Origin of the sequence: Natronincola ferrireducens, from assembly GCF_900100845.1 — a bacterium.
Lineage (GTDB): Bacteria > Bacillota > Clostridia > Peptostreptococcales > Natronincolaceae > Natronincola_B > Natronincola_B ferrireducens.
Genome location: NZ_FNFP01000012.1, coordinates 1 through 25,819, shown reverse-complemented (window position 1 = coordinate 25,819; position 25,819 = coordinate 1). Strand labels below are relative to the sequence as shown.

24 protein-coding genes and 2 other annotated features are annotated in these 25,819 nt (G+C 36.1%); of the genes, 23 read left to right on the top strand and 1 reads right to left on the bottom strand.

Annotation, left to right across the window (positions count from 1 at the left end):
- Positions 1-275 precede the first annotated feature (275 nt).
- From fusA to disA, 7 genes are all read left to right on the top strand, one after another.
- The gene (fusA, locus tag BLS22_RS14180) at positions 276-2,345 is read left to right on the top strand and encodes an elongation factor G (RefSeq protein ID WP_090554924.1); all 2,070 of its coding nucleotides are present in this window, start codon (positions 276-278) and stop codon (positions 2,343-2,345) included.
- A 144-nt stretch (positions 2,346-2,489) separates the two neighbouring features.
- Complete coding sequence (locus BLS22_RS14175; RefSeq protein WP_090554923.1) at positions 2,490-2,948, top strand: CtsR family transcriptional regulator; 459 nt, start codon at positions 2,490-2,492, stop codon at positions 2,946-2,948.
- A gap of 10 nt (positions 2,949-2,958) precedes the next feature.
- Complete coding sequence (locus BLS22_RS14170) at positions 2,959-3,468, top strand: UvrB/UvrC motif-containing protein (RefSeq protein WP_090554921.1); 510 nt, start codon at positions 2,959-2,961, stop codon at positions 3,466-3,468.
- An 11-nt stretch (positions 3,469-3,479) separates the two neighbouring features.
- On the top strand, positions 3,480-4,502 hold the full coding sequence (locus BLS22_RS14165; protein ID WP_090554920.1) for a protein arginine kinase: 1,023 nt from the start codon (positions 3,480-3,482) through the stop codon (positions 4,500-4,502).
- Positions 4,503-4,519: 17 nt separating this feature from the next.
- Positions 4,520-6,955 carry an ATP-dependent Clp protease ATP-binding subunit gene (locus BLS22_RS14160; protein ID WP_176762201.1) on the top strand — a complete coding sequence of 812 codons (2,436 nt, stop codon included), beginning with the start codon at positions 4,520-4,522 and terminating at the stop codon, positions 6,953-6,955.
- Between the two features lie 219 nt (positions 6,956-7,174).
- The gene (gene radA / locus BLS22_RS14155; protein ID WP_090554918.1) at positions 7,175-8,542 is read left to right on the top strand and encodes a DNA repair protein RadA; all 1,368 of its coding nucleotides are present in this window, start codon (positions 7,175-7,177) and stop codon (positions 8,540-8,542) included.
- Between the two features lie 116 nt (positions 8,543-8,658).
- Positions 8,659-9,738, top strand: coding sequence for a DNA integrity scanning diadenylate cyclase DisA (disA, locus tag BLS22_RS14150; RefSeq protein WP_090554916.1), 1,080 nt, complete (start codon positions 8,659-8,661; stop codon positions 9,736-9,738).
- Between the two features lie 75 nt (positions 9,739-9,813).
- On the opposite strand, the gene BLS22_RS14145 is transcribed toward disA, so the two are convergent.
- Positions 9,814-10,212 carry a DUF1573 domain-containing protein gene (locus BLS22_RS14145; RefSeq protein WP_090554915.1) on the bottom strand — a complete coding sequence of 133 codons (399 nt, stop codon included), beginning with the start codon at positions 10,210-10,212 and terminating at the stop codon, positions 9,814-9,816.
- Between the two features lie 343 nt (positions 10,213-10,555).
- Between BLS22_RS14145 and BLS22_RS14140 the strand changes: the two genes are divergently transcribed.
- From BLS22_RS14140 to tuf, 16 genes are all read left to right on the top strand, one after another.
- The gene (locus BLS22_RS14140; protein WP_090554913.1) at positions 10,556-11,032 is read left to right on the top strand and encodes a CarD family transcriptional regulator; all 477 of its coding nucleotides are present in this window, start codon (positions 10,556-10,558) and stop codon (positions 11,030-11,032) included.
- Between the two features lie 240 nt (positions 11,033-11,272).
- Positions 11,273-12,376 carry a PIN/TRAM domain-containing protein gene (locus BLS22_RS14135; RefSeq protein WP_090554912.1) on the top strand — a complete coding sequence of 368 codons (1,104 nt, stop codon included), beginning with the start codon at positions 11,273-11,275 and terminating at the stop codon, positions 12,374-12,376.
- A gap of 148 nt (positions 12,377-12,524) precedes the next feature.
- Positions 12,525-13,229: a 2-C-methyl-D-erythritol 4-phosphate cytidylyltransferase gene (ispD, locus tag BLS22_RS14130; protein WP_090554910.1), complete on the top strand. Its 705-nt coding sequence runs from the start codon at positions 12,525-12,527 to the stop codon at positions 13,227-13,229.
- 5 nt (positions 13,230-13,234) lie between these two features.
- On the top strand, positions 13,235-13,708 hold the full coding sequence (ispF, locus tag BLS22_RS14125; protein ID WP_090554908.1) for a 2-C-methyl-D-erythritol 2,4-cyclodiphosphate synthase: 474 nt from the start codon (positions 13,235-13,237) through the stop codon (positions 13,706-13,708).
- Between the two features lie 139 nt (positions 13,709-13,847).
- Positions 13,848-14,058: a binding site (T-box leader), on the top strand.
- A 161-nt stretch (positions 14,059-14,219) separates the two neighbouring features.
- On the top strand, positions 14,220-15,662 hold the full coding sequence (proS, locus tag BLS22_RS14120; RefSeq protein WP_090554907.1) for a proline--tRNA ligase: 1,443 nt from the start codon (positions 14,220-14,222) through the stop codon (positions 15,660-15,662).
- Between the two features lie 101 nt (positions 15,663-15,763).
- A complete protein-coding gene (locus tag BLS22_RS14115; RefSeq protein WP_244269564.1) occupies positions 15,764-16,630 on the top strand; it encodes a DUF1002 domain-containing protein in 867 nt (288 codons plus the stop codon).
- Between the two features lie 80 nt (positions 16,631-16,710).
- Entirely contained in the window at positions 16,711-18,195 is a 1,485-nt protein-coding gene (gltX, locus tag BLS22_RS14110) for a glutamate--tRNA ligase (protein ID WP_090554905.1), read from the top strand.
- Positions 18,192-18,415: a binding site (T-box leader), on the top strand. It overlaps the preceding gene by 4 nt.
- 42 nt (positions 18,416-18,457) lie before the next feature.
- Complete coding sequence (gene cysE / locus BLS22_RS14105) at positions 18,458-19,135, top strand: serine O-acetyltransferase (RefSeq protein ID WP_408633696.1); 678 nt, start codon at positions 18,458-18,460, stop codon at positions 19,133-19,135.
- Positions 19,132-20,526, top strand: coding sequence for a cysteine--tRNA ligase (gene cysS / locus BLS22_RS14100; protein ID WP_090554902.1), 1,395 nt, complete (start codon positions 19,132-19,134; stop codon positions 20,524-20,526). Before cysE ends, cysS begins: the two co-directional genes overlap by 4 nt.
- Before the next feature lie 57 nt (positions 20,527-20,583).
- A complete protein-coding gene (locus BLS22_RS14095; protein ID WP_090554900.1) occupies positions 20,584-21,024 on the top strand; it encodes a Mini-ribonuclease 3 in 441 nt (146 codons plus the stop codon).
- Positions 21,025-21,035: 11 nt separating this feature from the next.
- A complete protein-coding gene (locus tag BLS22_RS14090; protein WP_090554898.1) occupies positions 21,036-21,419 on the top strand; it encodes a hypothetical protein in 384 nt (127 codons plus the stop codon).
- Positions 21,404-22,261 (top strand): FAD-dependent thymidylate synthase, encoded by an 858-nt coding sequence (gene thyX, locus BLS22_RS14085; RefSeq protein ID WP_090554897.1) that lies wholly within the window; start codon positions 21,404-21,406, stop codon positions 22,259-22,261. The genes BLS22_RS14090 and thyX overlap by 16 nt, the downstream gene beginning before the upstream one ends.
- A 101-nt stretch (positions 22,262-22,362) precedes the next feature.
- Positions 22,363-23,115: a 23S rRNA (guanosine(2251)-2'-O)-methyltransferase RlmB gene (gene rlmB, locus BLS22_RS14080; protein WP_090554895.1), complete on the top strand. Its 753-nt coding sequence runs from the start codon at positions 22,363-22,365 to the stop codon at positions 23,113-23,115.
- A gap of 32 nt (positions 23,116-23,147) precedes the next feature.
- Positions 23,148-23,657, top strand: a complete 510-nt coding sequence (locus BLS22_RS14075) for an NYN domain-containing protein (protein WP_090554894.1) — start codon at positions 23,148-23,150, stop codon at positions 23,655-23,657.
- A gap of 85 nt (positions 23,658-23,742) precedes the next feature.
- Positions 23,743-24,393, top strand: coding sequence for an RNA polymerase sporulation sigma factor SigH (gene sigH / locus BLS22_RS14070; RefSeq protein ID WP_090554892.1), 651 nt, complete (start codon positions 23,743-23,745; stop codon positions 24,391-24,393).
- A 232-nt stretch (positions 24,394-24,625) separates the two neighbouring features.
- Complete coding sequence (tuf, locus tag BLS22_RS14065) at positions 24,626-25,819, top strand: elongation factor Tu (RefSeq protein ID WP_090554606.1); 1,194 nt, start codon at positions 24,626-24,628, stop codon at positions 25,817-25,819.

Sequence of the window (25,819 nt, the reverse complement as noted above, 5' to 3'; positions counted from 1 at the left end):
TTTACAAAATCATATGGATTTTAGCTAATATTACTTAAATTACACCCCTATTATTATAACATATTTTTAAAATAAACCTTATGTTTAAAGAATTATTTTCTAACAATTGAAATATTATGTATAATTATATTATAATTACCAAAAAATATAAAATAATCTAGATTAACAAAATATTCTAAAATTTTTTAAGAATAAAAGAGGTATTTCAAAAATAATATAGAATATTTTATTAAATCTAATAATTCAACCTAATATTCAGATGAGGGGGAAGAACTATGAAAATATACGAAGCTGACAAAATAAGAAACATTGCTTTATTAGGCCATGGTGGATGCGGAAAAACTACATTAACAGAATCAGCTCTATACACAGCTAAATTAATTAATCGTATAGGAAGAGTGGAAGACGGGAATACGATTTCAGACTTTGATAAGGAGGAAATAGCGAGAAAAATATCTATCAATACTTCTCTTATCCCTATGGAGTGGGAAGGGCATAAGATTAATTTTATAGATACCCCTGGTTATTTCGACTTTGTTGGTGAAGTACAGAGTGCTATTAAAGTAGCAGGAGGCTTAATTATTTTAGTAGATGCCACCAGTGATATAGAAGTAGGTACCGAAAAAGCATGGGATTATGCAGAAGATAAAAAGAAGCCAACCTTCATCTTTATTAACAAAATGGATAGAGAAAATGCGGATTTTGATAAAGTGTTAAGTCAACTAAGAGAAAAATTTGGGAAAAAGATAGCTCCCTTCCAAATTCCCCTAGGTGAAAAGGAAAATTTTGCTGGCAATATAAATGTTGTGAAGATGATTGCCAAGGAGTATGATGGTAAAACCTGTAGAGAAAAGCCTATCCCAGAGGATAGGATGTCGGAGGTCTTAGAAATTAGAGAGCTTCTAATGGAATCTGTAGCAGAAAGTGATGAAGCTTTGTTGGAGAAATATTTTGGTGGCGAAGAGTTTACTCAAGAAGAAATCCAGGAGGGCCTAAGAAAAGGTATATTAAATGGAGATATCGTACCGGTTCTTTGTGGAGCTACTTTAAAAAACATCGGTATCCATAGTTTGTTAGATATGATCAATGATTACTCTCCTTCTCCTAAGGATATGCCTCCTAAGCAGGGGAAGGATCCCTATAAAAATGTAGTTGTAGAAAGAAGTCTTGAGGCAGATCAACCATTTTCAGCTCAAGTATTTAAGACAATAGTTGATCCATATATCGGCAAAATATCTTTATTTAAGGTGATTTCAGGAAGCTTAAAACCAGATACAGAGATTTTGAATGCCAATAAGGATGAAAGAGAAAAAATTAGCGGATTATTCCTGTTAAGGGGTAAAAATCAAATAGAAGTAGGAGAAGTAAAGGCAGGGGATATAGCTGCTATCGCTAAGCTTCAGCATACCAATACCGGAGACACCCTATGCAGTATCAATGATCCTATAGTATACAGTAATATTGAATTTCCCTCACCACAGTTATTTTTAGCAGTAGAACCAAAGTCTAGGGGAGATGAAGAAAAAATCAGCTCTGGCTTACAGCGTTTGTCGGAGGAAGATCCATCCTTTACCTTTGATAGAAATGTAGAGACAAAGCAAACCCTCATCCGTGGTCAAGGAGAACTTCATATTAAAGTTATAACCAGTAAATTAAGAAATAAATTTGGGGTAGAGGTGGAGCTTAGTGACCCTATCGTACCCTATAGAGAAACCATCAAAGGCAGGTCTGACGTGCAAGGAAAGCATAAAAAACAATCTGGTGGACATGGTCAGTATGGTGATGTTAAGATAAGGTTTGAGCCAGCAGAGGGAGATTTTGAGTTTGGAGAAGAAATTTTTGGAGGCTCCGTACCTAAATCCTATATACCAGCAGTTGAAAAAGGATTAAGGGAGTGTTTAGAATCTGGAGTATTGGCAGGATATCCTGTAGTGAAGCTTAAGGCTATATTGTATGATGGTTCTTATCATGATGTAGACTCATCAGAAATGGCCTTCAAAATAGCAGCATCTATGGCCTTTAAAAAGGGAATGGAAGCTGCAAAACCTGTACTATTAGAGCCGATTGTAAAGGTGGATGTAATAGTACCGGAGGAGTATATGGGAGATGTTATGGGGGACTTAAATAAACGCCGGGGAAGAATTATTGGAATGGAACCCCAACCAAAGGGAATGCAACGGGTTATGGCAGAAGTACCACAATCGGAAATGTTTAAATATGCCATAGATCTTCGCTCCATGACCCAAGCAAGAGGAACCTTTGCCATGGAATTCGTGCGATATGAAGAAGTACCACAAATGATTAGTGACAAAGTAGTGGAAGCTGCTAAAGCAGCTAAAGAATAAATTTTTAATAGCATGTACCTAGAGTACATGCTTTTTTCTGTTTAATTTTATAATTTTTGTGGAATCATTTTAATAAAGTGGGATTGACAATTGTATTTTTCTTATTTAAAATAAAAGTCAAAGAAGGTCAAAAGAGGTGTAATGATGGCTAGAATAAGTGATGTAATAGAAAGATTTTTAAAAGAACTTATTGAGGATAGTAAAAATAATACAATAGAAATTCAGAGAAATGAGCTTGCTAAATATTTTGATTGCGCCCCATCTCAAATTAACTATGTCCTTATGACTCGATTTGATTATGCCAAAGGCTATTATATTGAGAGTCAAAGGGGGGGAGGTGGGTATATAAAAATAAAGCAATTAACCTTTAATGAAGACAATAGTCTATACAATTTGATTACAAAGAGGATAAATAATAGTATTACCAAAAGTGAGGGCAATCGACTGATAACTGGTCTACAAGAAAGGGAATTAATCACCCTAAGGGAGGCTAAACTAATGAAGGCAGCTATCGATGATGGAGCTATTTTATCCCCTTTAAATATAAAGAATCAAATTCGAGCAAACATACTAAAAAGTATGCTGGTGGTATTATTGGAATAGGAGGGAGAATATGACTTGTGACGAGTGTAAGAGTAGGAAAGCAACTGTGCATATGACAAAAATTATTCAGGGAAAAAAAGAGGAGATTCACTTATGTGAAGAATGTGCAAAAACTATGGAAACCTTAAATCTAGAAAATTCTTTTTCAATTCATAATTTTCTAGCAGGGCTTTTAGATATGAATCAGGATCCCCAATTAAAACACCACTATAAAGAGATCCTCCAATGCAACCAGTGTGGCACTAGCTATGAGGGATTTAGACAAATGGGGAGATTAAGCTGCGATCAATGCTATAAAAATTTTAAGGAAAAACTAAAGCCTCTTATTCGTAAAGTTCATGGTAATCTTCACCATACAGGAAAGGTACCTAAAAGAAGAGGTGGCATTATTCGATTAAAAAGGGAAGTCAATCAATTAAAACTTCAGCTGAAGGATGCTATAGAGGAGCAAGCCTTTGAAAGGGCAGCTAATTTAAGGGATCAAATAAAAGATTTGCAAGATAAAATTGAAGAAATGTAGGAGGGATAAAGATGACAGGTTGGTTAAAGGAGACAGGACCTGAAGCAGATATTGTCATCAGCAGTAGGGTAAGGATTGCAAGGAATGTTGAAGGAGTTCCTTTCCCTCATCATCTAATAGAAGCTAAGGGTGGAGAAATAGCTAACATGGTTTATGATAGTATTGTTGGGGCCAATAGTGGACTAAAGGAAGATTTTAAGTTGATTTCTATGAAGGAGCTTGATGAAATCAATCGTTTTAATTATGTAGAAAAGCATCTGATTAGTCCTGGATTAGCTAAAAACATTGATATAGGGAATATGCTTTTAAATAGTGAAGAAACTATTAGCGTTATGATTCATGAGGAAGACCATATAAGAATCCAATGTCTCCTACCAGGATTACAATTGAATGAGGCCTGGAATACGGCTGATAAGATAGATGATTTATTGGAAGAAAAAATAAATTATGCCTTTGATGAGGAGTTTGGTTACTTAACTGCTTGTCCCACCAATTTAGGTACAGGAATTCGAGCTTCTGTAATGGTACACTTACCGGCCCTAACCTTAATGGGATATATACAGGGGGTGCTAAGGGCAGCGGGACAGATTGGTTTAGCTGTAAGGGGTATTTATGGAGAAGGGACAGATTTCTTAGGCAATCTTTATCAGATATCCAATCAAGTGAGCTTAGGGATAACAGAAAAAGAAATTGTTAGCAATCTCCAAGATGTTACTCTACAAATCATTGAAAAGGAAAGAAGAGCAAGGGAAAATCTTTTGATTGGTAAAAGAATAGAATTGGAGGACAGGGTTTTTAGGTCCTATGGCATTTTAAAAAATGCTAGAAAAATAACAGCAAATGAAGGAATGCAACTGATTTCTGATGTAAAGCTAGGGGTTGATCTAGGATTTATTGAAGGAATAGCCCTTGGAAAATTAAATAGCCTTATCACCATGATTCAACCAGCTTCTCTACAAAAACATTTCAAGACCCCACTAAATGCCACAGAGAGGGATATAAAAAGGGCTGAATTAATAAGAAATACATTATAGAATAGGAGGGACGTTTTATGTCAATGCATGGTAGATTTACAGAGAGGGCCCAACAGGCCATTATTTTATCACAACAATATGCTCAACAATTAGGACATAGTTATGTAGGAACAGAGCATCTATTGCTAGGATTACTACAGGAGGGAGAAGGAATTGCAGCAAAGGTTTTAAAAAATCTAAAGGTAGAAACTTCTCAACTACAGGAAAAAATCATTAGTACTGTAGGTAAAGGGTTGCCTCAACAATTAATGGGCTTTACTCCTAGAACCAAGAGGGTATTTGAGCTAAGTCTTGAGGAGGCCAGAGGTCTAGGTCATAACTATATTGGAACAGAGCACCTTTTACTGGGTCTCCTTCGAGAAAAAGAAGGGGTGGCAGCTAAGGTATTACTTGAAATGGGTGTTCAGTTAGAAAAGGTAAAGGCTGATGTACTAAAGCTATTAAACAATAGAGGGTCTCAAAACAATCATAGAGACCATGAAAAAATGGGGCAAGGTAACACACCTACATTAGATAAATATAGTAGAGATTTAAACAAAATGGCTAAAGAGGGAAAAATTGACCCTGTCATTGGAAGAAGTCAGGAAATTCAGAGGGTTATACAAATATTGAGTAGAAGAACGAAAAACAATCCTTGTCTAGTAGGAGAGCCGGGTGTAGGAAAAACAGCAGTAGCAGAAGGTTTGGCACAACAAATAATAGAAGGAAATGTACCAGAAATTCTAAAAAATAAAAGAGTTGTCACTCTTGATTTATCTTCTCTATTAGCTGGGGCTAAATATAGGGGAGAATTTGAAGACCGGTTAAAAAAGGTTATGGAGGAAATTCGACAGGCGGGGGACATTATTATCTTTATCGATGAAATTCATACTATGATAGGTGCTGGAGCTGCGGAAGGAGCCATCGATGCCTCTAATATTTTAAAACCAGCTTTGGCTAGAGGAGAATTACAAACTATTGGAGCTACAACCATTGATGAGTACAGAAAACACATTGAAAAGGATGCTGCTTTAGAGAGGAGATTCCAGCCTATTACAATTGCAGAACCCTCTGTAGAAGATACCATCAAAATCTTAGAAGGGTTGAGGGATAAATATGAAGCCCATCATACGGTGAAAATTACTGATGAAGCAATAAAAGCGGCAGCAGAGTTATCCCATCGATATATTACCGATAGGTTTTTACCCGATAAGGCTATTGATTTAATTGATGAAGCAGGATCAAAAATCCGATTAAAAACTGTAACAGCACCACCAGGTTTGAAGGATTTAGAAGAGGAGCTAGAAAGATTAGGTAAGGAAAAGGAAGAAGCTATTAGCCTACAGGATTTTGAAAGGGCAGCTGAAATAAGGGATAAAGAAAAATCCATCCAACAGGAATTACAGGAAAGACAAAACACTTGGCAAAATAAGAATCTAGGAGATAAGGCTATTGTAGATGGGGAAGAAATTGCGGATATTGTATCCCAATGGACGGGAGTTCCTGTTACAAAGCTTCAGCAGGAGGAGTCCGAGAGACTTCTTAAGATGGAAAAAATATTACATGAAAGGGTAATAGGTCAAGAGGAGGCAGTAAAATCTGTATCTAGAGCTATCCGGAGAGCAAGGGTGGGATTAAAGGACCCTAAAAAACCCATCGGTTCTTTTATTTTTCTAGGGCCTACTGGAGTAGGAAAAACAGAATTGTCAAGAGCCTTAGCAGAAGCCATGTTTGGGGAAGAAGATGCTATGATTCGCATTGATATGTCAGAGTATATGGAAAAGCATACAGTATCTAGATTAATTGGTTCACCCCCTGGTTATGTAGGCTTTGATGAAGGTGGCCAGTTGACAGAAAAGGTTAGAAGAAAGCCCTACTCCGTTATTTTGTTTGATGAGATCGAAAAGGCTCACCCTGATGTCTTCAATGTCCTTCTTCAAATACTAGATGATGGCCGGTTAACCGATGCTAAGGGTAAAACCGTAGACTTTAAAAATACCATCATCATTATGACCTCGAATGTGGGAGCCCATACCATTAAAAAGCAAAAAACATTGGGCTTTGCTGTAAGCCAAGAGGATATGGCAAAAAACGAATATGAAAAGATGAAGGAAAATGTTATGGAGGAGCTAAGAAAAAGCTTTAAACCAGAGTTTTTAAACAGGATTGATGACATCATCGTCTTCCATAGTTTAGATAAGGAGTATGTCAGTAAAATTGTAGATTTGATGGTGGAGGATTTAAAAAATCGACTAGAAAAGTTAGATATTAAAATAGATATTACAGACGCTGCTAAAGCCCATATTGCTGAGAAAGGTTACGATCCCCAATTTGGAGCTAGGCCGCTGAAGAGGGCCATCCAAAAGCTAGTGGAGGATAGACTATCTGAAGAACTGCTAAAGGGAACGGTTGTAGCTGGAGGGCATGTAGAGGTTGATGTAGAAAATGAAGAGTTGATAGTAAAACAAAAGTAGGAAGGAATAACTCCTTCCTTTTGTTTGTAAAAGGAAGGTATATAGTAGTATACTTAGATTAATGATGAATATAAAATGAGACTTAATTTGGAGGAAGTTTTTACTTCCACTGAATTATAGCTGAATTTACTTCGAGGATGTAGTGCTTGATCTCCCGGCTACATAAGACGGCAGGCTAAAAGCAATACACCAAAGGATAAACAAAGGTAGGTGCTAGCTATGGCAAAAACAAAGACAAAATTTATATGTCAGCAATGTGGTTATGAGAGTCCTAAATGGTTAGGTCGATGTCCGGGATGCGAACAATGGAATACATTGGAAGAGGAAACGATGATAGATAAAAAGGATTTTAAACGTTCCCCCACGATAGTAAGTAGTTCAAAGCCACAACTAATCAAATCTATTAAATCAGGGGCCTATGAAAGATATGATACAGAAATCCATGAACTAAACAGGGTTTTAGGAGGGGGACTGGTTAAGGGCTCACTTACTCTTATATCTGGAGAGCCCGGCATCGGAAAATCTACTTTGATTTTACAGGCCAGCAGTAAAATAGCTGAAAAATATGGGACTGTTTTGTATGTCTCTGGGGAAGAGTCGGAGGAACAAATCAAGATGCGGGCAGAAAGACTAGATGCACTGGCCGACAGTTTATATATTGTTTCAGAAACTAATATTGATGTCATTGAAAAATATATCAATGAGCTCCAACCGGCCTTTGTTTTACTGGATTCTGTTCAAACCCTGTTTAAAGAGGATTTAACCTCAGCACCTGGAAGTGTTTCTCAAGTAAAGGAATCGGTTAACAATCTGATGCGGATAGGTAAATCTAAAAATATTCCTATGTTTATTGTAGCCCATGTTACAAAGCAAGGGGAGTTAGCAGGACCCAGGGTGTTAGAGCATATGGTAGATACTGTTCTTCATTTTGAAGGAGAAAGAACCCAAGAGTTTAGGATACTAAGGGCTTTGAAGAACCGATTTGGAACTACTAGTGAAATTGGTGTATTTGAGATGGCAGAAGAAGGTTTAGTAGAAGTCAGTAATCCTTCTGCGATTTTTTTAGAAACCCTTACCCAAGAAGCAGAGGGATCTATAGTGGTGGCGATGGTTGAAGGCACCAGACCCATTTTAGTGGAGATTCAAGCACTGGTTGCGCCAACCAATGCAGGATTTCCAAGAAGAACTGCTGTTGGGGTGGATATGAATCGACTAAATCTTATTATTGCTGTACTGGAGAAAAAAATGGGTATACCTCTAATGAATCAGGACATTTATGTTAATGTGGTGGGAGGACTGAAGTTGGAGGGAACTTCAGCAGACTTGGGTTTAGCTATGGCTATTTACTCCAGCTTTAGGGGAATTCCTTTACCATCTAAGGATATAATAGCTATTGGTGAGATTAGTTTAACAGGAGATTTAAGACCAGTGGGACAAATGGAGAAAATGATAAAGGAAGCTGAAAAGATGGGTTTTAAAGGATGTGTTCTGCCGGAAAGAAATAAAGGAAAGGTTAAGGAAACAGGGACACTAAAGATAAATGGTGCCAAAAGCCTAAGAGATGCTCTACAACTGGTTGCCAATTAGGAAAAATTCTTTGAGAAAGCTGTTTAATTTATGGATTACTTGGAAAAATAATGTTAAAATAATATATTGAAAATGCAATAATAACTCATAAAGGGTAGCAGAAGGAGGGCAGTGTTATGGTGAAGGAAGAATCCAACAAAGAAGAGGAATTAATAGAAACTTTAAAAATATTGGCTCCCGGCACTCCTTTAAGGGAAGGACTGGAAAATCTTCTAAAGGCTAAAACAGGAGCATTAATTGTTATTGCTGGCAATGAAGGAATTATGGAAATAGTTGATGGTGGTTTTCACATCAATATAGATTTTTCACCTGCCTATATTTATGAGTTAGGAAAGATGGATGGAGCTATTATTTTGAGTCATGATACAAAAAAAATACTTTATGCAAATGCCCAGCTTATTCCTGACTCATCTATCCCCTCCAGTGAAACTGGTATTAGACATCGGATTGCAGAAAGAGTGGCGAAGGAAACGGGAGAAATTGTCATAGCTATTTCCCAAAGACGTAACATTATTACTTTATATAAGGGCTATTATAAATATGTTATTCAAGATACCGATAAAATATTAAACAAGGCTAATCAAGCTATACAAACCCTAGAGAAATATAAAGCTTCTTTAGATCGAGCTATGACCAGTTTAAGCGCCTTGGAATTTGAAGAACTGGCAACTGTATATGATGTAGCATTGGTATTACAGAGAACAGAAATGGTTATGAAGATTGCTTATGAAATCGAAAAATTTATTTATGAGTTAGGAAATGAAGGAAGGTTGGTCAGTATGCAGCTAGAGGAGTTAGTGGCCAACGTAAAAGATGATGGGAAGCATATTATCTTTGACTATAATGCTAATATAGAAGGAGATTATGAATCTATTCAAAAAACCATCAAATCTTTATCCTCAGAGGAATTACTAAACTTAACTAATATATCAAAAATTTTAGGTTATGGTAATAATGTTAACGCCTTGGACTTAGGTGTATCTTCAAGGGGCTATAGAATTCTAACAAAAATTCCCCGACTACCCTTAAATGTAGTAGAAAATTTAGTGAAACAATTTGACAGCTTTCAAAAAATTCTTAAGGCTTCTATTGAACAGCTGGATGATGTGGAAGGCATCGGAGAAATTCGAGCACGGGCTATTAAAGAAGGTCTGAGGAGACTTCAAGATCAGGTATTAATGGAAAGACACATTTAAGAGGAAAAATTAGCATTATACAAAATAAAAACCCATGGAGCCATTTGCAGGTTTCATGGGTTTTGCACTGTGGAATTATAGAAGTCCATATTTTCCCAAAGTTTTTAAGTGGTTTTCATAATAATCTTCTAGGAGGTTTTTCATGTCGAGATCAAAAATATTGCAAAGAGCCGACATATAGAAAAAACTAGTAGATAATTCTTGTTCTATTTTTTCTTTACAGACATCACATAAACCACCATCTACATGACTTTTCATATAGCCCTTTAATTGAGAATAGGAGATGTTTTCGGGAATTTCCTGCTTTTTTATGTGCAATTCAATACAACCACAATAGGTAGCGGATTTTGCTACAGCTCGATTAATTCGAGCGCTACTCTCTTGCAACTTGGTTAATATATCTAAAATACTTTTATGGCGAATCAAAACATCATCTGCTTTATGCTGGAAATCCTGTAAAGAAAACTTTTCCATGGGTAATAACGCCTCCTCTATATTATTTATAGATATTAAAAAAACTTAAAAACAAAAACAACAAAATATTTTTAATTACACATATTATAAGAATAAAAAATAAAAATTATTGTTCTATGAAATGCATATAGTTATAATATTCTTTAAATTCATGATAACTTTATTATACTTTTATTGTGTAGAACTTGTCAATTACAGAGGAAGGGAAAAAATATAGAAAAATCAATATTTAATTATTGACAATAAATGTCGTCTATGATAAAATAATATTTTTATTTGACATTTTTAGCTTTCTGAGGTATACTAGAATTGATTAAAAAGGTCAAATTTGGGAGGAATAGCTATGTTTAATATAGGTGATAAAATTTCGTATCCTGTCCATGGTGCTGGTGTTATTGAGGCTATCGAGGAAAAAGAAATCCTAGGAAAATCCAGAAAATACTATATTATGAGAATACCTTTAAACAATATGAAGGTCATGATACCCTTAGACAATGTAGAGGATATAGGTATTCGTCCGGTAATAGGCACAAAGGAAGTAGAACAAGTAATAGCTGTTTTAGCAGCTGATGTGACTAAGATGCCTCAGAACTGGAATAGAAGGTATAGGGCTAATATGGATAGGATTAAGAGCGGAGATATATACGAAATAGCAGAAGTAGTTCGGAACTTAATACTAAGAGATCGTGAAAAGGCTTTATCTACTGGGGAAAGAAAGATATTGAATAATGCAAAGCAGATTTTGTTGAGTGAAATTATTCTTGCTTCTAATATGAGTGAAGAAGAAGTAACAAAGCTGATAGAAGAAGTTGTAAAATAATTTTTTGCCCTCGTTAAGAGGACTTTATTTTGTTGTTTTTTAGTTATATTTTCCTATTATTCCCCTTAGGGCTACGGTTATTACTTTTATTTTTTAAAAGCTTTTGATACAATAATATAGTATAAACTTATAAAGCCCTTGGGGATGATAAACACTTCTATCTATTGACCGAGTATTTTTCTGTATCTAGCTATTAAAACCATAAAAATTGGGAATAATAAAGGAATAGGAGGTGACCGAATGGTTATTAATAGAATTGTAAAAGGGATACTATCTGTTTTAGGTGCATTATCTGGATTACTACTATATCTCTTTATTACAAATAATATTTTAACGGTTACAAAGGATAATTTTTTAACTTATGGTATTGGAATTATTATATCTTCATTCATTGGCGGTGGAATTTTATTTCTTTTGTCCCCATGGTTGATTAATAAAGCAAGAGATATGGCAAATTGGATTGAAAGCGAGTTAGCCAATGTACCTATTACCAATATAGCGTTAGGCTCTATAGGTTTAATTATAGGTTTGATTATTGCATATTTAATAAGTCAGTTAACAAATAACATTCCTATTCCATTTGTAGGTACCATTGTTTCAACTGTTGTTTATATTTTTATGGCTTATTTAGGGGTAAACATCGCTACAAAAAAGATAGAAGAATTACCTAATCTACAAGCTGTTTTTAAGAAAAACACTTCAAAGGAAAAAGGCGACAAAAAGGATATTAAAGAATGCCCCAAAATATTAGACACCAGTGTAATTATTGATGGAAGAATTGCAGATATATGCAGAACTGGATTTGTGGAAGGCCCTCTAGTTATCCCAGAGTTTGTCTTAGAAGAGCTTAGACATATTGCGGATTCCTCTATAACTATTAAAAGAAATAGAGGCAGGAGAGGTCTAGATATATTAAATAAAATTCAAAAAGAGTTGGATATAGAAGTGAGAATTGATAGTAAAACCTTTGACGATGTACCAGAGGTAGATACCAAACTATTAAAGCTGGCACAATTTTTACAGGGAAAAGTAGTTACTAATGATTACAATCTAAATAAAGTCGCAGAATTTCAAGGGGTTCCAGTGTTAAATATTAATGAACTGGCTAATGCTGTAAAACCAGTGGTATTACCAGGAGAAGAAATGCTTGTCCAGGTAATTAAGGATGGTAAAGAGTCGGGCCAAGGATTAGCCTATTTAGACGATGGCACCATGATTGTTGTGGAAAGCGGCAAAAAATATATTGGACAAAATATTGATGTTATGGTCACTAGTGTTCTACAAACAGCCGCGGGGAGAATGATTTTTGCAAAGCCAAAATCGATGGTAGATAAAACTGCATAATAAAAGATGGTAAGGGTTCTTTCGTAAAGAGGGAACTCTTTTTATATTTGATGTACCAGTTGGAGATTCATATATCATCTGTATATATTTCATGATAAAATATAAATATATCAATGATTCAAATCAAAAAAGGAGAGAATATAATAAGATGGAGGCTATAAACAAAGTTGTAGCTATTGTTGTGGCTGCGGGTAAAGGGAAGAGAATGGGAAATGATTTTAACAAGCAATACATTTTGTTAAAGAACAAACCTATTATAGCCCATACCTTAGAGGTTTTTGAAAAGAGCAATGTGATAGATGAGGTTATTCTAGTGGTTGGAAAGGAAGAAATTGATTTCAATCAAGAGAAAATTATAAAAAGGTATGGGTTTCAAAAGATTTCTAAGGTGATAGCTGGAGGAAGAGAAAGGCAGGATTCGGTTTATCAGGGGCTTGTGGAGGTTCCCAAAGACTGTGACATTGTAGTGATACATGATGGAGCAAGACCCTTTGTCAAGGAAGCCATGCTTATAAATAGTATAAAAACCGCAGAGGTTAAAGGAGCTGCTGTTATAGGGGTTCCTGTAAAGGATACGATTAAAAAGGTAAAGGATACCCTGGAGGTGATGGAAACTCCAGAAAGAAAATACCTCTGGAGCATACAAACTCCACAAGTCTTTCGTTATGAGTTGATAAGAAAGGCTTATGAGGCGGTCATAGGGGGAGACATCTTGGTTACTGATGATGCAATGGCTGTAGAAATGCTAGGGCATCCTGTAAAAATTGTAGAGGGAAGCTATGAAAATATTAAAATTACAACTCCTGAAGATTTAATTATGGGAGAAAGAATTTTACAAAAGGAGGAAGTATAATAAAAATGAAGGTAGGGCTGGGATATGATGTACATAGATTGGTGGAGGATAGAAAACTCATATTAGGAGGTATAGAAATTCCTCATGAAAAGGGTTTGTTAGGACATTCTGATGCAGATGTGTTGCTCCATGCTATTAAAGATGCTATTTTAGGAGCTGCAGCTTTGGGAGATATCGGAAAACACTTTCCTGATACTAATGAAAAGTATAAGGATGCAGACAGCTTAAAATTGTTGGAGGAAGTAACTAATTTGATAAATAAAAAGGGTTACATGGTAAATAATATAGATGCTACCATCATTGCAGAAAAACCCAAAATGGCTCCTTATATAGAGATCATGAGGGAAAATATTGCAAGGGTCTTAGATGTTTCTGTGGAACAGGTAAATATTAAAGCTACCACCACTGAAGGATTGGGCTTTGTAGGCAGTGGAGAGGGGATTGCAGCCCAAGCTATAGCTAGCATTGTTATAAAATAGTTTTGGTTATAACCAATAGGAAATTATAAATTTTATCAAATTGCAGATAAGCTATAATTTATGTTACAAAAAAAATTACAAACCCTTACAACAGTTGACATAAGAAGAAGAATCATATATGCTAATAAAAAAAGCATATAGAACTGCAATAATGGGGAATAGTAAAAAAGGAAGCTTTTTAGAGAGAAAACCCTAGGCTGGAAGGTTTTTAAGTGAATTTTTTGAAACCCGCCCTTGAACTATTGACTGAAGATAGTAGGTTGCACCGGTAGACGCCGTTATGTCTTGAAGAGAACCTAAAAGGTTAATTAGAGTGGTACCGCGGGAAGATAAAATCTCTCGTCTCTAAAAAGAGATGGGGGATTTTTGTTTGTCTAGCTTTAAGGTTTTGTTGGTTGTGGATTCATATTTTACAAAGGCAGTTTCTTAGTATTTTTATTAAGCTCTATAGGTTAGTTCTATATAATAATGAAAGAATAAATAAAATTAGAAAATGAAAGGAGAATGCAATATGGGCAAAAAAGATAAACAATTTGTTGCAGAAATTACACCGATGGAAGTGGACTTTGCCCAATGGTATACAGACGTCATTTTGAAGACGGATTTAGTAGACTATTCACCTGTGAAAGGCTTCATGGTGATTAAACCCTACGGATATGCCATATGGGAAAATATTCAAAAATACATGGATAAGAGATTTAAAGAAACAGGTCATAAAAACTGTTATTTTCCACTGCTTATTCCAGAGAGTCTATTAAAAAAAGAGGCGGAGCATGTAGAAGGTTTTGCTCCTGAGGTAGCATGGGTTACCCATGGGGGACAGGAAGAACTAGCAGAAAGACTTTGTGTTCGTCCAACCTCTGAAACAATTATATGTGAAATGTATTCAAAATGGTTAAAATCCTATAGGGATTTACCCTTCCTTTACAATCAATGGTGTAGTGTTGTTCGATGGGAAAAGAGCACCCGCCCCTTCTTAAGAACATCTGAATTTTTATGGCAGGAGGGACATACCTTACATGAAACCTATGAAGAGGCCCAGGAAGAAACACTGCAAATGCTAAGTGTTTATAAGGAAACGGCAGAAGAATTAATGGCAATGCCAGTAGTGACAGGAAGAAAAAGTGACAAAGAGAAATTTGCTGGAGCCCATGCAACCTATACAATGGAGGCACTAATGCATGATGGCAAGGCATTGCAAGCAGGCACATCCCATAACCTAGCTCAACATTTCACTACTGCCTTTGACATCAGTTATTTAGATAGAGATGGAGAATTAAAGCATCCTTACCATACCTCTTGGGGAGTATCCACTCGTTTAATTGGAGGTATTATTATGGTCCATGGAGATAACAGAGGTTTAGTATTGCCTCCAGGGATAGCTCCAATTCAAGCAGTTATTGTACCTATTGCAGCCCATAAGGGCGGTGTTATTGAAAAGGTTGATGAAATCTTTGCTGCCCTAAAGAATACGATTAGAGTAGAGGTAGACGATAGAGAAAATTATTCTCCGGGATGGAAGTTTAATGAATGGGAAATGAAGGGGGTGCCTATTCGTATTGAAATTGGTCCGAAGGATATTGAAAATCACCAGGCTGTATTGTTCAGAAGAGATACGCTAGAGAAGGAAATAGTATCTTTAGACCAATTAAAGGAAAGGGTAGAATCCTTGTTAGGGGATATCCATAATAACTTGTTATTGAAGGCTAAAAATATGAGGGATGAAAAAACCTATTATGTTAAAAACTTTGATGAAATGAAGGAGATTATGGCTACGAAACCTGGGTTTGTAAAGGCCCCATGGTGTCAAGAAAGAGATTGTGAAGATAAAATCAAGGCAGAAACCGGGGCTACTGTAAGATGTATTCCTTTTGAACAAGAAGATTTAGGGAATATCTGTCCCTTCTGTGGTAAAGAAGCGAAGGCTATGGCTTATTTTGCAAAAGCATACTAATACAACAAAAAACCCTCTGGTTTCACCAGAGGGTTTGCTTTTGCATATTTCTCTAGAGAATAGGTAAAATATAGTAATATAAAGATTTTGGAGGGATTAAAATGAAAATCAATAAAGTCATTTATATTACTATAATAAGTTGCGTGTTGGCTACATTGATGGTCTATGGTAGTCAAAATGTGGTTGTTACCTTAGGAAATGATTTGAATCAGGAGCAAAGACAGCAGATGTTGAATCTGTTTAATGTAAAGCAAGGGGCTATAGCTGTATTGGTAGTCACTAATGAAGAAGAAAGAAGGTATTTGGAAGGTGTAGCTACAGAAAGACAGTTAGGGACAAAGGCCATCTCATCTGCTTATGTTGAACATCTACAGCAGGGGGAGGGAATTGCTGTAGAGACCTATAATATTACCTGGGTTACTGAGGAGATGATCATGAATGCATTGGTGACGGCTGGGGTAACCAATGCAAAGGTCATAGCAGCTGCCCCCTTTGAAGTCTCGGGAACAGCGGCTCTAACTGGGATATTAAAGGCTTTCGAAGAGGTCACGGGACAAGCTATTAGTGAAGAACAAAAACGAATTGCTAATGAAGAAATGGTAAAAACAGGTGAATTAGGAGAAAAAATCGGCAAGGAAGAGGCAACTATTCTAATACGTGAAATAAAAGAGGTTATTATTGAAAGAAAAATTCGGGAACCTCAAGAAATACGAAGAATTGTTATAGAGATTGCTGGACAACTAAATATTCAACTAACCGAAAAACAAGTGGAGGATATTACAAAACTAATGGAACAAATCACAAGGTTAAATCTCAATACAGAGGTTATTCAGCAACAGCTACAGGGAATAAGAGAAGGGTTGAGGGATATTTCCAGAGATAATCAGGAGGTGCAATCCTTTCTCCAGAAAATACTTGAGGTGCTAAGAAGGATACTGGAGTCCATCCTAGGAATGTTTTCTAGATAGGTAAAACCAACTTGATACACTAGATAGAATAGTTTATAATAGGGTAATATAAAAAGCTAAATTTAGGAGGTTTTATGATTATGTCTGTAAGGGTAAGATTTGCCCCGAGTCCTACGGGTTTTGTACATATAGGGAGCTTAAGAACGGCGCTATACAACTATTTGTTGGCTAAAAAGCATGGAGGTCAATATATTTTAAGGATTGAAGATACCGACCAAAGCCGATATGTAGAAGGAGCTATTGAAAATCTGTTGGAGTCAATGGAGTGGGCTGGAGTTCACCATGATGAAGGGATTACTATAGAGAACGGCATATTAAAAGAAGAGGGAGATTATGGTCCCTATGTTCAATCCGATAGATTAGCCATCTATCAAGAATATATTCAAAAACTTTTAGTAAAGGGCGATGCCTATCATTGTTTCTGCTCAAAAGAAAGACTAGACGAGGTTAGGGAAAAGCAAAAGACATCAGGTCTTACGGCTAAGTACGACGGACATTGTAGAAATTTAACAGAGGATGAGATTCAACAGAAAATAGAGGCAGGGGAAACCTATGTTATCCGCTTAAAGCTTCCTGAAAACAGAGATATTGCATTTAATGATGCTATTAGAGGCAAAGTGGTAGTTAACACAGACGAAGTCGATGATCAAGTATTAATTAAATCCGATGGATTTCCTACCTATCATTTTGCTGTAGTGGTGGACGATTATCTCATGAAAATTACCCACGTTATTCGAGGAGAGGAATGGCTGCCTTCTACACCAAAGCATGCTTATCTTTATGAGGTTATAGGTTGGAAAGCTCCAGAATTTGTACATCTTCCCAATATTTTAAATACCGAAAAGAAGAAACTAAGTAAGCGCCAAGGAGATGTATCGGTGGAGGATTTCAAGAAAAAAGGATACCTACCAGAGGCTTTGGTGAACTATATCGCTTTAATAGGATGGAGCCCTGAGGAAAATCAAGAAGTGTTTTCTATGAAGGAATTAGAGGAGAAGTTTTCCTTAGATAGGGTATCAAAAAGTGGTGGAGTATTTGATGTAAATAAGCTAAACTGGATGAATAACCATTATATCAAGGAAGCTCCTATCGAAAGAATTGCTGATTTGGCTATTCCTTATTTAATAGAAGCTGGATATGTTACAGAAACAGAGGCTAAGGAAAAATATGATTGGTTAAAGGATATGGTGGAATTAGTAAGAGAAAAGCTCTCCTATATGCAGGAGATTCTTCAACATGTAGACATATTTTTTCACCAAGAGGTTAAGTTACAGGATGAAGAAGCACAGGAGATTTTAAAGTTAGATCATATTCATGATTTAGTAGATATCTTCTATAATAAGATATCTGTAGAAGAAAATTTAGATATAACCAATATTAAAAAAATATTTAAAGAAATTCAAAAGGAAAAGGGAATTAAGGGTCCTAATTTATTTAAGCCCATTCGAGTTATCTTAACAGGTAAGGTTCATGGTCCTGATTTGCCTTTAATTATTCAATTATTGGGTAGACAAAATTCCTTATATCGCATACAATATGTAAAAGAGAATTTTATAAATGAGTAAAGATGTTGAGTAGGAGAAGTAAATCTACACTACTTTACAGAGAGAAATCATCATAGGCTGAAAGTGATTTCAAAGAATAGGTAGATTGAAATGCACCTAGGAGTCATTGCTTGAAATACAGTAGAGCTAATCGGGAGGTCCCGTTATAGGCCTTGTAGTAAAGGGGAATGATTTGATTCATTCAACCAGAGTGGAACCGCGGATAAACTTCGTCTCTGTAGATTGTCAGAGATGGAGTTTTTTTATTTTTAAAGAAAGGGAGATGGATATGAGGAATTTTTTTAAAACAATTCAAGAGGATATTAATGCTATATTTGAAAGGGACCCAGCGGCTAAGACTGTTTTGGAAGTACTATTGTGTTACCCAGGGTTACATGCCATCTTGATCCATCGTATTTCCCATCTGCTATACAAGAAGGGCTTCGTTGTTTTACCCCGCCTTATATCAAATATAGCTAGATTTTTAACAGGAATTGAAATTCATCCTGGAGCTAAAATTGGAAGGAAGATTTTCATTGATCATGGAACCGGGGTAGTTATTGGTGAGACCACGGAAATAGGCGACAATGTAACGATTTATCAAGGGGCCACCTTAGGAGGCACTGGAAAGGATAAGGGCAAAAGACATCCTACTATTGGTAATAATGTAGTTATTTCCTGTGGAGCTAAGGTGTTAGGACCCTTTAAGGTAGGGGATAATTCTAAAGTCGGTTCAGGTTCTGTTGTGTTAAAGGAGGTGCCACCAAATTGTACGGTGGTTGGTGTGCCGGGACAAATTGTCATTAAGGAAAGCAGGAGAATAGGCACTATTCATGATGAAATTGACTTAGAACATGGTAAATTACCGGACCCCATTGTACAGGAATTGAATTGTTTACAAAAGCGAATTATAGAATTAGAAAAAAAAATAATAGAGATGGAAAGGAGCAATATACAATGAAACTATATAACACCCTAACAAGAAAAAAAGAGGATTTTCTCCCTATTACCCCAGGAGAGATTAAAATGTACGCCTGTGGTCCTACGGTATATAACTATTTCCACATAGGTAATGCTAGGACCTTTATGATTTTTGATGCCATGAGAAGATATTTTGAGTACCGAGGCTATACGGTTACTTTTGTCCAAAATTTTACAGATGTTGATGACAAAATCATTAAAAAGGCTTATGACGAGAAAATTTCTTCTAAAGAGGTTAGCGAAAAATATATTCGTGAGTATTTTAAGGATGCTGAAAGCTTGGGAATCCACAAAGCAGATATCCATCCAAAGGTTACTGATAATATAGAAGAAATCATAGCCTTTGTTGAAAAATTGATTGAAAAAGGATTTGCCTATGAAGCAGGTGGCGATGTGTATTTTGATGTATCAAAATTTGAAGAATATGGAAAACTATCAAAACAAAGTCTAAAGGATTTAAGATCAGGAGCTAGGGTAGAAGTGAATGAGCAGAAACAAGATGCCCTAGATTTTGTCCTATGGAAAGCGGCTAAGCCTAGTGAACCTAACTGGGAAAGTCCTTGGGGTTTGGGGCGCCCAGGTTGGCATATTGAGTGTTCTGCCATGGCTCAAAAATATTTAGGAGAAACCATTGATATTCATGGTGGTGGAGGAGACTTAATTTTTCCCCATCATGAAAATGAAATAGCCCAAAGTGAGGCTTGCTCTGGAAAGACTTTTGCTAACTACTGGCTTCATGTAGGTTATTTAAATATAGATAACAAAAAGATGTCAAAATCCCTAAATAATTTCTTTACCCCTAGAGAAATAGCAGAAGAATTTGACTTAGAAAGTCTTAGATTTTTCATGCTTTCAGCCCATTATCGAAATCCTTTAAACTTTAGTAGAGAGTTGTTAATGGCAGCCGATAATGCTCTAGAGAGATTGTATAATGCTAAAAACAATCTACAACATCTATTGGAGAGTGCAGAGGATAAAGCTTTAACGGAAAAGGAAAAGGGATTACAAAAAAGTCTCCTAGACTATAAAGAAAAATTTATAGAAGCTGTAGATGATGATTTTAATACAGCCGATGGTATTGCCGTTATCTTTGACTTGGTTAGAGACATCAATAGCAATATAGCAGGTGAACAGCCAAAGACTTTAATTAAAACAGCCCTTGAAGTGTTAATAGAATTAACAAATGTATTGGGACTTCTCCATAGAGAAGAAACAAACCTAGATAACGAAATAGAAGCATTGATTGAAAAACGTCAACAGGCTAGGAAGGACAAAAAATATCAATTGGCAGATGAAATAAGGGATCAGCTTAAGGATAAAGGAATTATTTTAGAAGATACACCCCAAGGTGTAAAGTGGAGAAGAAATTAGAAGGTTTGCTAAAGAAGGCATAATCCTTTATCATAAAAGAGTAAGGAGATACACAGAATGAAGGACTTAATAAAAAAAATCCACAAGCTGGATGACGTAAAAATACAAAAAGAAGCAAAACTGATGGCCCCCTTAACCTTAGCCTATATGGGAGATGCTATTTTTGAAGCCTATATTCGAAACTATTTAATTACTAAAGGAGATTCATTGGTAAAAGCTCTCCATAAAAATGCAATTTTATATGTGAAAGCTAAAGCTCAGGCTGAAATTGTACATGAGTTAGAAAAACAATTAACAGAGGAAGAATGGGGAATTGTAAAGAAGGGGCGAAATCAGAAACCTTCTTCTTCCCCTAAAAATGCAGATATGATAGATTATAAATATGCTACAGGCTTCGAAAGTTTGCTGGGATATTTGTTCTATGATGGCAAAATAGAAAGGTTAATAGAAATTATGGAAAAATCAGTGGAAATTATAAATGAAAAAAATAATAACTAAGGGGGAAGGCTATGAATCAAAGGGGACAAGCCATGCTGATAGTAGTGGTTCTTTTGGGAATACTGTTAATAGTAAAATCATTATGGTTTGATCCGGTAGGCGGGTTAGAGGGGGAAAAAGAAACATACCGTGTTTTTGCACAGGAGGTTGCATCTTTACAAAATACCAGCCTACTGGAAAGATGGGGACTACTAACCTACAGAGTTATGTTTGTTCTACAGGAGGAAGAAGAAGGTATAACAGAGGTAATGTATAGAGATAATACATCGGAGGAATGGATTACTGAGGTGTTAGAAGGTCAATACAGAGCTAAAGTAAGGGCCTATTTGCTTTACACGATACCAATGAAGGATATTCATATAAAAGGGGGAATACAAGAATGGAAGCAACATTAAAATTAAAGCTGTTAGCCTATACACCAAATCCTGATGCTGTGGTGGCAAAAGGAGGGAAATTATGCTATTATCCAGGGGGGATTGAAGAATTAGAAGAAGATCTCACTGAGGAGAAGATTGGAAAATTTGTAAGCATGCTGGCGGAGATGGAGCACGAATCTCCATTAGAACATGCCGTTTTTACCTTTGGGATAGAAGGAGTTTCTAGAAGCTTAACCCACCAATTGGTCCGGCATCGTCTGGCCAGTTATTCCCAAAAAAGTCAAAGATATGTCCGTGAAGGTAGCTTTGAATATGTGGTGCCCAATGATATCAAAAATAATCAAGAAGCTAAGAAGACCTTTATAAAGGCCATGGAGGATGCTCAAAGTGCCTATGATAAAATTACTGAAGAACTTTTAGCAGAAAAAATCAAAGGTTTTTATTTAAAAAAGAAAGAAACAGCAAAAGAAGAGGAAAAAGATCTATTAAAGGAAATTGAAGAATTAGATAATAAAGGAATTATACACCACTGCAGAAGTCATTTTAAAAGAGAGTGTAGCGCTTTAGAAAAGCTGGCCATAGAAAATGCTAGAGCTGTGTTACCTAATGCTTGTGAAACAAAGATTATTGTTACAATGAATGCTAGGGTACTACTACATTTCTTTAAAAAGCGATGCTGCAATAGGGCTCAAGAGGAAATAAGGGTGCTGGCGACTGAAATGTTAAGATTAGCAAAAAGTGTTGCCCCTAATATTTTCAGGCATGCTGGTCCTGCCTGTGTTTATGAAGGGTGCCCTGAGGGCAATATGACCTGTGGTGAAGTTGTAAAGGTAAGAGAAAAATTTAAAAGCCTAATCTAGCAAGGGTCACAAACTATTCCCTACGGAATGAAATTTTGTAGGGAATGGTTTATAGCCCTTTATTGAAAGGGTGAATAGCTATAGAAAAGGTGGTAGAAAAAGTGGCAAATGATAAAGTAGAAGGAAGAAACCCTGTCATAGAGGCTTTAAAATCCGAGAGGGAAATCGATAAAATTTTTATTGCTAAAGGTGCAAAGGAAGGCTCAATACAAAAAATTATTGGTATGACAAAGGATAGGGGTATACCTATCCAATATGTTGAAAGACAAAAACTTAATGAATTATCAGGGGATAGCAATCATCAAGGAGTTATTGCTATGGTAGCTGCCTACAAGTATAGTAACTTAGAAGATATTTTAGAAATCCCTAAAAGAAAAGGTCAACATCCCTTTGTTTTAATATTAGATGAGATTATGGACCCTCATAACCTTGGTTCCATCATGAGAACAGCTGATGCTGTAGGGGCCCATGGTGTCATTATACCTAAACGAAGGTCTGTAGGATTAACTGCTACAGTAGCAAAAACCTCTGCGGGAGCCATTGAGTATGTTCCAGTGGCAAAGGTATCTAACATAGCCCAAACTATTGACAAGCTAAAGGAAGAGGGATTATGGGTGGCAGGTGCAGATATGACGGGAAGAGAGGATTATTTTGATGCAGAACTTTCTGGGCCCATTGCTTTAGTTATTGGTAGTGAAGGAAAAGGTATCTCCCGACTGACCAAAGAAAAGTGTGATTTCTTAGTAAAAATACCAATGGTAGGGGAAGTAGCTTCCTTAAATGCCTCTGTAGCAGCTGCCACATTAATGTATGAAATATTTAGACAGAGAAGAATAAAGGGCAACGACAGTTAACAGCAGAGTTGCAGCAGGATGGGGGAGAGGTTTTGAAGGAGTATGTAGTTGTTGATGGATATAACGTAATCAATGGATGGCCAGACTTAAAAAAATTAGCGGAAGAAAATTTAGAAGAAGCTAGAATAGAGCTTATAGATAGAATGGCTGAGTATCGGAGTTTTAGAGGTATAAAAGTCATTGTTGTTTTTGATGCTCATCTTGTAAAGGGAAGCATGGAAAAAAACGATAAAATTAAAGGCGTAGAAATTGTTTATACAAAAGAAAAGCAAACCGCTGATAGCTATATAGAAAAATTAATTCCTCAATTGACTGTAAAAAAACGTGTGGCTGTTGTTACAAATGACTGGACAGAACAGCAGATGATATTAGGGGGAGGGGCTACTAGAATATCTGTAAGGGAATTGATTTTAGATTATCAGGCTACTAAAACCAATATTCATCAGAAAACAGAAATGATGCAACAACAAAGGGATTCTCTGTGGAATCGAATAGATCCTAAAATTTTAGAAAAACTTGAAAAATTCAGGCGAAGGTCGTGAAATTCCTTGACTTTACATAATGTTGTGAGTTATAATGATAACAAAGTTTTTGGGAAGTTCACAAAAAGGTGTGGAGGCGATACGCATGAGTGTTGTGGTGGTTAAAAAAGAAGAAATAATAATAGAAGAACAGCCCATGCTAGATGAAGTAATCGTTGAGGCTGCAAAAAATGGTGAGATAGAGGCTTTAGAATTATTAATAAAAAAATATAAGAATTTTGTTCGTTCTAAGGCTAGATCTTATTTTTTGATTGGTGCAGATCGAGAGGATATTATACAAGAAGGCATGATAGGATTGTATAAGGCTATTAGAGACTATAAACCGGACAAGCTTTCTTCCTTTAAGGCGTTTGCTGAGCTATGTATTACTAGGCAAATTATAACTGCTATAAAAACGGCTACAAGACAAAAACATATTCCGTTAAATTCCTACGTTTCTCTAAATAAACCAATCTATGATGAAGAGTCTGATAGAACTCTATTGGATGTCATTTCTGGACATAAAATAACAGATCCAGAGGAATTGATGATTTGCAAAGAAGAATTAAGCCATATAGAGGATAAAATTGGGGAAATTCTAAGTGATTTAGAGTGCAAGGTGTTAATGCTTTATCTACAGGGTAGATCCTATCAAGAAATTGCTTGCGATTTAAATCGTCATGTAAAATCTATTGACAATGCCCTTCAACGGGTAAAAAGAAAACTAGAGAGATATTTAGAAGTGAGGCATACATAATAAATTTTATCCCTAGGAAATAATAACCTTGTTGACAAGGTTATTATCAAATAGTAAAATGATTAACGGGAAGTTTTAAATAATCGCAGCACATAAATAACAACATAAATAATTATCATACAAAACACGAGATCTTCCGTCGACTAAGTGGAAACACCAGGCATAGTGTACATACTATTGCCAAAAATTATTATTTTAATAATTACATTTTAAAAATAAGGAGGAATAAAAAATGGCAAAAACAAAATTTGAAAGAAATAAACCCCATGTAAACATAGGAACAATAGGACACGTTGACCATGGTAAAACAACATTAACAGCAGCAATCACTATGACATTAAACAAGAAATTCGGTACAGGTTCTTCAATAGCCTATGACCAAATCGACAAAGCACCAGAAGAAAGAGAAAGAGGAATCACGATTTCAACATCCCACGTTGAATACGAGACACCAAATAGACACTACGCCCACGTAGACTGCCCAGGCCATGCTGACTATGTAAAAAACATGATTACAGGAGCAGCACAAATGGACGGAGCTATTTTAGTAGTATCAGCAGCAGATGGTCCAATGCCACAAACAAGAGAGCATATTCTGTTATCAAGACAGGTAGGGGTACCATACATCGTAGTATTCATGAACAAGTGTGACATGGTAGACGATGAAGAATTATTAGAGTTAGTAGAAATGGAAATTAGAGACCTATTAAATGAATACGAATTCCCAGGAGACGACACACCAGTATTCAAAGGTTCTGCTTTAAAAGCCATCGAAGAACCAGATAGCGAATGGGGAGACAAGATTGTAAAAATGTTTGAAGTTATTGATGAATACATCCCAGAGCCAGAAAGAGATGTAGACAGAGCATTCCTAATGCCAGTAGAGGACGTATTCTCTATTACAGGTAGAGGAACAGTTGCAACAGGAAGAGTAGAAAGAGGAATCGTAAAGGTACAAGACGAAGTAGAGTTAGTAGGATTGGCAGAAGAATCAAGAAAGCTAATTGTAACAGGAGTAGAGATGTTCAGAAAGCTTCTTGATCAAGCCCAAGCAGGAGATAACGTAGGAATCCTATTAAGAGGAATCCAAAGAACAGAAATCGAAAGAGGACAAGTATTAGCAAAGCCTGGTACAATCAAACCTCATACAAAGTTTAAAGCTGAAGTATACGTATTAAAGAAAGAAGAAGGTGGAAGACATACACCATTCTTTGATGGATACAGACCACAGTTTTACTTTAGAACAACAGACGTAACAGGAAGCATCAAATTACCAGAAGGAGTAGAAATGGTAATGCCAGGAGACAACATTACAATGGAAATCGAATTAATTAGCCCGATTGCTACAGAAGAAGGACTAAGATTCGCTATCCGTGAAGGTGGAAGAACTGTAGGTGCTGGAGTAGTTGCTTCTATTATTGAATAA

What these genes read in the sequence shown, in the direction of transcription:
- BLS22_RS14145 (WP_090554915.1), bottom strand. Translation starts at nt 10,212, where the DNA reads ATGGAAAAGTTTTCTTTACAGGATTTCCAGCATAAAGCAGATGATGTT.
- BLS22_RS14115 (WP_244269564.1), top strand. Translation starts at nt 15,764, where the DNA reads ATGAAAATCAATAAAGTCATTTATATTACTATAATAAGTTGCGTGTTG.
- BLS22_RS14140 (WP_090554913.1), top strand. Translation starts at nt 10,556, where the DNA reads ATGTTTAATATAGGTGATAAAATTTCGTATCCTGTCCATGGTGCTGGT.
- BLS22_RS14165 (WP_090554920.1), top strand. Translation starts at nt 3,480, where the DNA reads ATGACAGGTTGGTTAAAGGAGACAGGACCTGAAGCAGATATTGTCATC.
- radA (WP_090554918.1), top strand. Translation starts at nt 7,175, where the DNA reads ATGGCAAAAACAAAGACAAAATTTATATGTCAGCAATGTGGTTATGAG.
- BLS22_RS14090 (WP_090554898.1), top strand. Translation starts at nt 21,036, where the DNA reads ATGAATCAAAGGGGACAAGCCATGCTGATAGTAGTGGTTCTTTTGGGA.
- BLS22_RS14170 (WP_090554921.1), top strand. Translation starts at nt 2,959, where the DNA reads ATGACTTGTGACGAGTGTAAGAGTAGGAAAGCAACTGTGCATATGACA.
- disA (WP_090554916.1), top strand. Translation starts at nt 8,659, where the DNA reads ATGGTGAAGGAAGAATCCAACAAAGAAGAGGAATTAATAGAAACTTTA.
- fusA (WP_090554924.1), top strand. Translation starts at nt 276, where the DNA reads ATGAAAATATACGAAGCTGACAAAATAAGAAACATTGCTTTATTAGGC.
- BLS22_RS14175 (WP_090554923.1), top strand. Translation starts at nt 2,490, where the DNA reads ATGGCTAGAATAAGTGATGTAATAGAAAGATTTTTAAAAGAACTTATT.
- BLS22_RS14095 (WP_090554900.1), top strand. Translation starts at nt 20,584, where the DNA reads ATGAAGGACTTAATAAAAAAAATCCACAAGCTGGATGACGTAAAAATA.
- ispD (WP_090554910.1), top strand. Translation starts at nt 12,525, where the DNA reads ATGGAGGCTATAAACAAAGTTGTAGCTATTGTTGTGGCTGCGGGTAAA.
- BLS22_RS14135 (WP_090554912.1), top strand. Translation starts at nt 11,273, where the DNA reads ATGGTTATTAATAGAATTGTAAAAGGGATACTATCTGTTTTAGGTGCA.
- cysS (WP_090554902.1), top strand. Translation starts at nt 19,132, where the DNA reads ATGAAACTATATAACACCCTAACAAGAAAAAAAGAGGATTTTCTCCCT.
- tuf (WP_090554606.1), top strand. Translation starts at nt 24,626, where the DNA reads ATGGCAAAAACAAAATTTGAAAGAAATAAACCCCATGTAAACATAGGA.
- BLS22_RS14160 (WP_176762201.1), top strand. Translation starts at nt 4,520, where the DNA reads ATGTCAATGCATGGTAGATTTACAGAGAGGGCCCAACAGGCCATTATT.
- gltX (WP_090554905.1), top strand. Translation starts at nt 16,711, where the DNA reads ATGTCTGTAAGGGTAAGATTTGCCCCGAGTCCTACGGGTTTTGTACAT.
- proS (WP_090554907.1), top strand. Translation starts at nt 14,220, where the DNA reads ATGGGCAAAAAAGATAAACAATTTGTTGCAGAAATTACACCGATGGAA.
- cysE (WP_408633696.1), top strand. Translation starts at nt 18,458, where the DNA reads ATGGATATGAGGAATTTTTTTAAAACAATTCAAGAGGATATTAATGCT.
- ispF (WP_090554908.1), top strand. Translation starts at nt 13,235, where the DNA reads ATGAAGGTAGGGCTGGGATATGATGTACATAGATTGGTGGAGGATAGA.
- sigH (WP_090554892.1), top strand. Translation starts at nt 23,743, where the DNA reads ATGAGTGTTGTGGTGGTTAAAAAAGAAGAAATAATAATAGAAGAACAG.
- thyX (WP_090554897.1), top strand. Translation starts at nt 21,404, where the DNA reads ATGGAAGCAACATTAAAATTAAAGCTGTTAGCCTATACACCAAATCCT.